The sequence below is a fragment of the Flavobacterium sp. F52 genome, from assembly GCF_000278705.1.
Taxonomy (GTDB): domain Bacteria; phylum Bacteroidota; class Bacteroidia; order Flavobacteriales; family Flavobacteriaceae; genus Flavobacterium; species Flavobacterium anhuiense.
This window is the reverse complement of the sequence record NZ_AKZQ01000005.1, coordinates 1-747: the sequence shown is the minus strand read 5'-3', so window position 1 is coordinate 747 and position 747 is coordinate 1. Positions and strand designations below refer to the sequence as shown.

Annotated in this window: 1 protein-coding gene; it reads right to left on the bottom strand. The window is 52.1% G+C overall.

The window, feature by feature from the left end:
* Positions 1-747: hypothetical protein (locus tag FF52_RS01575; protein WP_008462415.1), on the bottom strand; the 747-nt coding region annotated here is incomplete at both ends.

Genomic DNA, 747 nt, shown 5'->3' with positions numbered 1-747 from the left:
CCAATGCTGCCTGATCGGCATAAGCACAAGCGGAAGCACTAAACGGATCTGGCGATACAGGAACCACTGCTGAAGGAGCGGTAATGGTGAAGTCTCGGCTGATGGTTGTCTCATAGCATTTATCGGTCACTTTAAAGGCAACTGTCACTGTTCCGCCGTCGCAAAGTTTCGGAGCTGTCGGACTGCCTTGGATCTCCCCTTTAGCATCGCATCCGCCGCTTACGCTAAAGCCTGCTTTGAAGGTTTCGAAAGCTGCGTCCAATGCTGCCTGATCGGCATATGTGCATGCGGAAGCGCTAAACGGATCTGGCGATACAGGAACCACTGCTGAAGGAGCGGTAATCGTGAAGTCTCTGCTGATGGTTTCTTCATAGCATTTGTCGCTCACTTTATAGGCAACTGTCACTGTTCCGCCGTCGCAAAGTTTCGGAGCTGTCGGACTGCCTTGGATCTCCCCTTTCGCATCGCAGCCGCCGCTTACGCTAAAGCCTGCTTTGAAGGTTTCGAAAGCTGCGTCCAATGCTGCCTGATCGGCATACGCACATGCGGAAGCGCTAAACGGATCTGGCGATACAGGAACCACTGCTGAAGGAGCGGTAATCGTGAAGTCTCGGCTGATTGTAGTAGTATAGCATTTATCAGTGATCATATAACTTACACTGGTAGTTCCGCCCTGACATAAGTTTGGCGCTGTCGGACTGCCAACAAACTCACCTTTCGCATCACAGCCGCCGCTTACGCTAAAGC